Origin of the sequence: Microseira wollei NIES-4236 (assembly GCF_020521235.1) — a bacterium.
GTDB lineage: Bacteria > Cyanobacteriota > Cyanobacteriia > Cyanobacteriales > Aerosakkonemataceae > Microseira > Microseira wollei.
In genome coordinates, this window is record NZ_BLAY01000130.1 from 23384 (window position 1) to 29383 (window position 6000).

6 protein-coding genes are annotated in these 6000 nt (G+C 44.5%); 2 read left to right on the forward strand and 4 right to left on the reverse strand.

Going from position 1 to position 6000, the window contains the following annotated elements:
- Positions 1–180: 180 nt before the first annotated feature.
- The gene (locus tag MiSe_RS33240) at positions 181–369 is read left to right on the forward strand and encodes a hypothetical protein (protein ID WP_226588155.1); all 189 of its coding nucleotides are present in this window, start codon (positions 181–183) and stop codon (positions 367–369) included.
- Between the two features lie 28 nt (positions 370–397).
- Here MiSe_RS33240 and MiSe_RS33245 read toward each other — a convergent pair whose 3' ends face one another.
- Positions 398–541 carry a hypothetical protein gene (locus MiSe_RS33245; protein WP_226588157.1) on the reverse strand — a complete coding sequence of 48 codons (144 nt, stop codon included), beginning with the start codon at positions 539–541 and terminating at the stop codon, positions 398–400.
- A gap of 117 nt (positions 542–658) precedes the next feature.
- Positions 659–1954 (reverse strand): response regulator, encoded by a 1296-nt coding sequence (locus tag MiSe_RS33250; protein ID WP_226588160.1) that lies wholly within the window; start codon positions 1952–1954, stop codon positions 659–661.
- 471 nt (positions 1955–2425) lie between these two features.
- Between MiSe_RS33250 and MiSe_RS33255 the strand changes: the two genes are divergently transcribed.
- Positions 2426–4147 carry an ABC-ATPase domain-containing protein gene (locus tag MiSe_RS33255; protein ID WP_226588162.1) on the forward strand — a complete coding sequence of 574 codons (1722 nt, stop codon included), beginning with the start codon at positions 2426–2428 and terminating at the stop codon, positions 4145–4147.
- A gap of 493 nt (positions 4148–4640) precedes the next feature.
- Here MiSe_RS33255 and MiSe_RS33260 read toward each other — a convergent pair whose 3' ends face one another.
- Together MiSe_RS33260 and MiSe_RS33265 are read right to left on the reverse strand one after the other, a co-directional pair.
- On the reverse strand, positions 4641–5393 hold the full coding sequence (locus MiSe_RS33260; protein WP_226588164.1) for a Mut7-C RNAse domain-containing protein: 753 nt from the start codon (positions 5391–5393) through the stop codon (positions 4641–4643).
- Positions 5394–5446: 53 nt separating this feature from the next.
- Positions 5447–5701, reverse strand: a complete 255-nt coding sequence (locus MiSe_RS33265) for a hypothetical protein (RefSeq protein ID WP_226588165.1) — start codon at positions 5699–5701, stop codon at positions 5447–5449.
- Between the last annotated feature and the right edge of the window lie 299 nt (positions 5702–6000).

The window sequence follows — 6000 nt, forward strand, 5'->3', positions numbered from 1 at the left end:
GGAGGTGGCACGTTTGTGAAAATTTTATGGTGCTAGAGGCTGGAAAAAGCTAAAAGGAATAGCAACTATTCGCCTTGGAGATGGGACAATTTGCCAGGCTGAGTTACATTGGTATGAAGCCCAGGGAATTGGTAAAAAGGAAATCAAAATTAAACGCATTTTGTAGGAGTAGTCATGAATATGCCCAATTTATCAACACAATTTGTATTGTGCGTTAAAAACGATAACTATACAGCCTCATTGGAAGTGCGAAAAGTGTATCGGGTGATTCCCGACAGTCGCGCCGCTGAACATCAATTAATCCGAGTCATTGATGAATCAGAAGAAGATTATCTGTATCCATCTGACTATTTTGTGCCAGCCAATTGAGTTGCCGAAGGCGGCAGAAACAGCTTTTTCAGCAATTAACTAACTGAATTACTTGAGGCACGATTGTTGGCAGGGACACGCCAATCTGAAGATTTTGGATGATGGAACAATATTGTTGATGCCGTGTCCAATCAGCAGCGATATACCTCCCTTCCGCACTCGCGGAAAGCATTTCTTAACCTGTTGCGATCGCAACACCTTCCCACCCAGAACCCCGACTTCTCTAAAGGTCGGGGTTCTAGCTTTTGAAATTTAATTCAATCTGAAATCTCAAATCTGAAATCTGAAATTAGACAGAAACATCGTGTAAACAAGAAAATTTATCCGGGGGCAAAGATGTTATATCCAAATGCTTCAGCAAAACGGATAAGATTTTACGCGCTGAGATTGGCTTGGCTATAAAATCACTGGCTCCTACCATTTTAGCACGAACGCGGTCAACAATGCTATCGCTGCCGGTGAGAATAACTATGGGGGTAGTTTTGAAGTGTTCAATTCGGCGAATTTGGCTGCAAATTTCATAGCCGTTAGCAATGGGCATTACTAAATCTAAAAAAATGAAATCAGGCTTATATTGCAGCAGCATCAGTACAGCTTGTACAGAATCTGGGATACTCACAAATCCATACCTGGCTTTGGTGAGAATATCTGCCATCATGCTGCATTCTTGTACGCTATCTTCCACACAAGCAACTAAAGGTCTGACTAATTTTGCCTCGGTATTGAATGATGCATGAGAAATATTTTGAGCAGGCGGGGTTTGGAAGACGCGGGGTTTGAGAGAATGGGTTTGTATGTGAGTTGCTTGTGCTTTCAAAATCCCGCTGGTTTCCTCCTCCTGTGCAATGGGTGCGATTCTTTGGGGAAAGTCGGGAATTTTGATCGCGCCCATAATTTGTCTGCGGATATAGGGAACTAGCGCGCGCGTCACCACCAGCAAGTCTTGGTTCACCCGAACTGCTAAATCTCGAAACGTGCTTTTTCCATCAATTAATTGGACCAAGGTGTTGTAAACCCCACGAGAAGTCATCTGATGCAATGTCTCTGCTTGCAGCAGGGTTGGCGCTATGTTAGGAGATAGTTTCCCTAACCCAGAATTGCGCCAGATTGCCCAACTTTGCTGTGCCGCCTCTAGTGCTTTGTCTGGGTTGATCGGGGTGAGCGAAGCATCTAAAATATCTTGGGTATCGCTAATCAAAATTAACCGCTCTGTTTCGGCGTGCTGAAGAATATCAAACAATACTTCTGTTATAGTACTTTTGAGCGTAGCAACAGCTTGTTCTCCAGTAATATTCTGTCGCCTTACTAATACAGTTAAAGCCAGATACTCCCAGGTATATCTGGGCATATTGGCTTCGCTGAGGCGAATTTTATCCGGTTCTATCTGGGGACAATATTGTTTTAAATTCCGATGCCAGCGCCGCACCGGATGCTCTCCCCCTGCCGCCCAAACTAAGCGCCCCATGCAAAAATAAAGGCTCCAAGTTATTGCTGCGCGGATATCAAGCCTGCCTGTAAATCCCCTCTGGCTATAAGCTTGTAATTGAGCGGTCAGCGTTTCATTAGCTAAGTCATTGAGCATCATCCTGGTACGAGCAAGTAATTTTCACACAATTTTCACTTTTATCTTATATAGTTTTTTTTCAAAAACATATGATTAAAAATACTGAAAATCTGTGGTTGAATAAAATTATATTTTGGTAAGATTTACGCATTAACACGTATGATTGAGTATAAGATTTATACTTAAAACGGCTACCAACCCTGCATCGGGACAGACTCAACCCCAAAAGCCCCTCTTCCCTTGAAGATACTAGCCAACTTATCAGCTCCAAGAGACAATCTAACAACGCGATCGCACTCTTGTCATCTCTATTTTCAGGTTACATGAGGGGTGTTACCCCCCCAGCTGTATCCTGGAAGCGAAGGGTAAAAAAATATTTGGTAGCAGTTAAAACATCAGTTAAACTTAAGTTATTCACCAAAAGCTAAGCATCCTACTCAACTTGAGCGATAAACCTACTGTATTCAGAGGGTTCCCATCCCGATCTAAACTATGCCAAATCACGAAAAGCTACGCCAGCAGCTCTTACAACTAGACGGACGCGGGTATAAAGCTTACCAAGATATTCTTGGTAATTACAGATTTGGCGAGGATTTTGTCCTATGGTGCGATCGCATCCAAGGCGACCCGTTCGCATCGCCGAGCAATTTTCGCGTCCAGGTGTCTGGGAAGGTGGCAGGGTTTCCCCGCCAGCTTTACCGAACCAAAAGTCGAGAAATTGCCCTAAAAGACTATTTAACGCGCCAATTTGACAGTTTGGCGCGGCGGATTGGTCAAAGGCGGGGGACGGGGAACAGCGGGTTAATTGCGATCGCCAAAATCGGGCAAGAAGTATTAGAACGAACATCAATTCTGATTAACGATGAAATGGTTGAAGTGCGATTTGTGGTCGGGTTACCCGCAGGTGGAAGGCGTATTTTAGGAGAGCAAGCAGTGGAAATGCTGTTAGAAGATATTCCGCATTTAGTTGATAGAACCCTCAAATATTCTCACCTGGATGTTGAAGCAATTCAACGCCATGTAGAAACAATTGAAGATGCAGACTGTCTGCGGGAAAAATTAGTAGAAAAAAATTTAGTCGCCTTTATTCCCGATGGGGCAATTTTACCCCGACGCAGCGGGGTCGATGACAAACCTTTACAAGTAATGGTAGTTCGATTTAAATCGCCAGAGTCGTTAAAAGTTGAATTTAATTGTCCGAATCGAGGATTAATTTCTGGCATGGGAGTGCCAGCAGGGGTAACCTTAATTGTCGGGGGTGGATATCACGGGAAGTCTACCTTATTAAAAGCGATTGAATTGGGAGTTTATAACCACATCCCCGATGATGGACGCGAGTTTGTCGTCACCGCTTCGGCGGCGGTGAAAATTCGCGCCGAAGATGGGAGAAGTATTGCGAGTGTCGATATTTCTCCTTTTATCAATCATCTACCGCAAAATCGGTCTACAACGGATTTTTCCACAACTAATGCTAGCGGGAGTACTTCGCAAGCGGCAAATATTATCGAAGCATTGGAAGCGGGTGCGAAGGTGCTGCTGGTGGATGAAGATACCGCCGCGACGAATTTTATGATTCGGGATAAAAGAATGCAAGCACTGATTGCTAAAGAACAAGAACCGATTACGCCGTTTATCGATAAAGTGCGACAGTTATATGCAGATTACGGCGTCTCGACAATTTTGGTGATGGGGGGTAGCGGGGATTATTTTGCAGTCGCGGATACTGCGATCGCCATGCACAATTTTCAACCAGAAGATGTGACGGAAAAAGCAAAAGAAATCGCCCAACAATATACAGACACCCGCACTCCCGAAGGTGGGGAAAATTTTGGCAAGATTACGCCGCGAATTCCCCTACCAGAAAGTATCGATCCGAGTCGGGGACAAAGGCAAGTGCGCCTCAAAGTCCGCGATGTGGACGAGATGGTATTCGGGACGGAAGATATCGACTTATCGAGTATCGACCAAATTGTCGATACGGCGCAATTGAAAGCGATCGCACCAGCAATGGTATATGCCAGGCGGCGATATATTGACAAACGTCGTACAATCCCAGAAATTCTCGATTTGGTCATGGCGGATATCGCATCTGGGGGGTTGGATATTTTGACCCAGTTTCCCCAATGCGACTTGGCGATGTTCCGTCGCTTTGAGTTGGCGGCGGCGATCGATCGGTTGCGCAGTCTTAAGATCGTACAACCTCGATCCACCTAATCCCCAAGAGATTGCTTACACTCCCTCTCCCTCAAAACCTCATTCTCAAGATAGATAACACCAACCTATCTTAGCGAAGATTTTAATTAATAATTTTTGCTTTATCCTCACTGGAACGGTAAATTTTCAATAAAAAATACAAATTTATGTAATAAACGCTTATTTAAGATTTATTTAGTTGAAAATTTATTTAAGTCATGTAAAAATAAAATAAAAGTTGTGTTCCTGTTGAGATTCGGTTAGTAAGAATATGTCTTGGAATAAGGAAAAAGTGAGGTACGTCAAAGACTGTACCCTCTACCGCTGTACTTGTTGCAAAAGCGTGCAATCTAGTAAGGAAGCGGATTGCCTTTTTTGTTTGGCAGAAAGGGATAAGCTTGTATTGTTAAGGTCCTAGCTTACTGATGCAAAGAAACCCGGTTTCTCTTAAAGTAGGGACAAGGCAATGATAAAATGTTGACTTGTACAGTGTACCTAGGAAGAAACCGGGTTTCTAGACGCGAGTTTTCGCTTGCAGCAGGTGATTAATAAACTGCTGCATCCGTTCGTAGTGAGAACCGCGCCAATAAATTTGCTGACATTCACCACAGCGGTGAAATTCATCAACCTGCAATCTTACACTTGCGGGCAATTGGTCGATAATTGATGATTTTGCCACGGTTTCTAATACACCATTGCAACGCAAACAGCGACAAAACGGCGTCAGGGAATTAAATAAATCGAAGCGTTGCAATACTTCGGCGATTTGTCGGTCTGGATTAGTCGATCTGACATAATATCCATAACTGACTACACTCCGCATCAACAAACCTCGATCGCGAGTTAACAGAATGCGTTGCAAGGCGGCGGAAATTTGCGCTAATTCTTCGTCGTCGTAGTCGTTGCGGTAAAGCGTATCGAACCCTAACAAACGTAAAGAACTTGCCAGTTTTCCCAAATGAATATCTAAAACAAAGCGCGCCACACTCAGCGGTTGAGGTTGTACGGTAATAGTTGGGGGAATTTCAGGTAATGTAGAAATTGGGTAGACGTTGATTTTATCGCCATCTTGGACAATATAACCAAAGTCTACCGACTTGCCGTTAACCTCGATAAAAGCAACTTCCGGATGGGGAATTCCCAAGGATTCGATTGCATCCTTAATTGAACCGCGTTCCTCAAAAAAATGGGCAAAGCTTACCTCCCTTTTGTTGGGGGGTAAAAAGAAATTCAGTTCGGCGAAGAAGCGAAAGTCAGCTTTTGCCATAGTTCCAAGTTATTCTGGCAACAGAAACCCGGTTTTTTAGAAAAACCGGGTTTCTATGGGGTTTCTGATCTAACATCCTCCGAGGCGCACCATGGCGCTAAAGGTTCTATCCTTGCTTGCAACAGCAACTCGTTAATTTGCGCTTCGCTGCATCCATAACTAGATGACAATAACTGGGTAGCTTGGTTTTTAGCATCTTCTGGGGTAACGCCAAAGGCGATAATTTCTGCCTCGGCGTTTCCCGTGATGCTATCGATGGGGACGACGCAGCTATACTGGGGTTCTCCTGGTCTAACTTGCTGTACCATTGCCGTAACCTATGGGAAGCAATTCTCCTGGGTCGATGCTACCCGATCTGCTGACGTCGCCGCTACGCGATATGCCGACCGCACGCTGCGCGAACGCATTTAGTATATGCTTAAGTAGTCGCAGCTCAATCAAGTAAAAATAGTTATTTTATACATGGCGCGGGCAATACTACCCACCCCACAAAGATTGCCACTCTCTTCTATTACTTCTATTGTCGGGCGGGCAGGATGCCCACCCCACAAAGATTGCCACTCTCTTCTATTACTTCTATTGTCGGGCGGGCAGGATGCCCACCCCA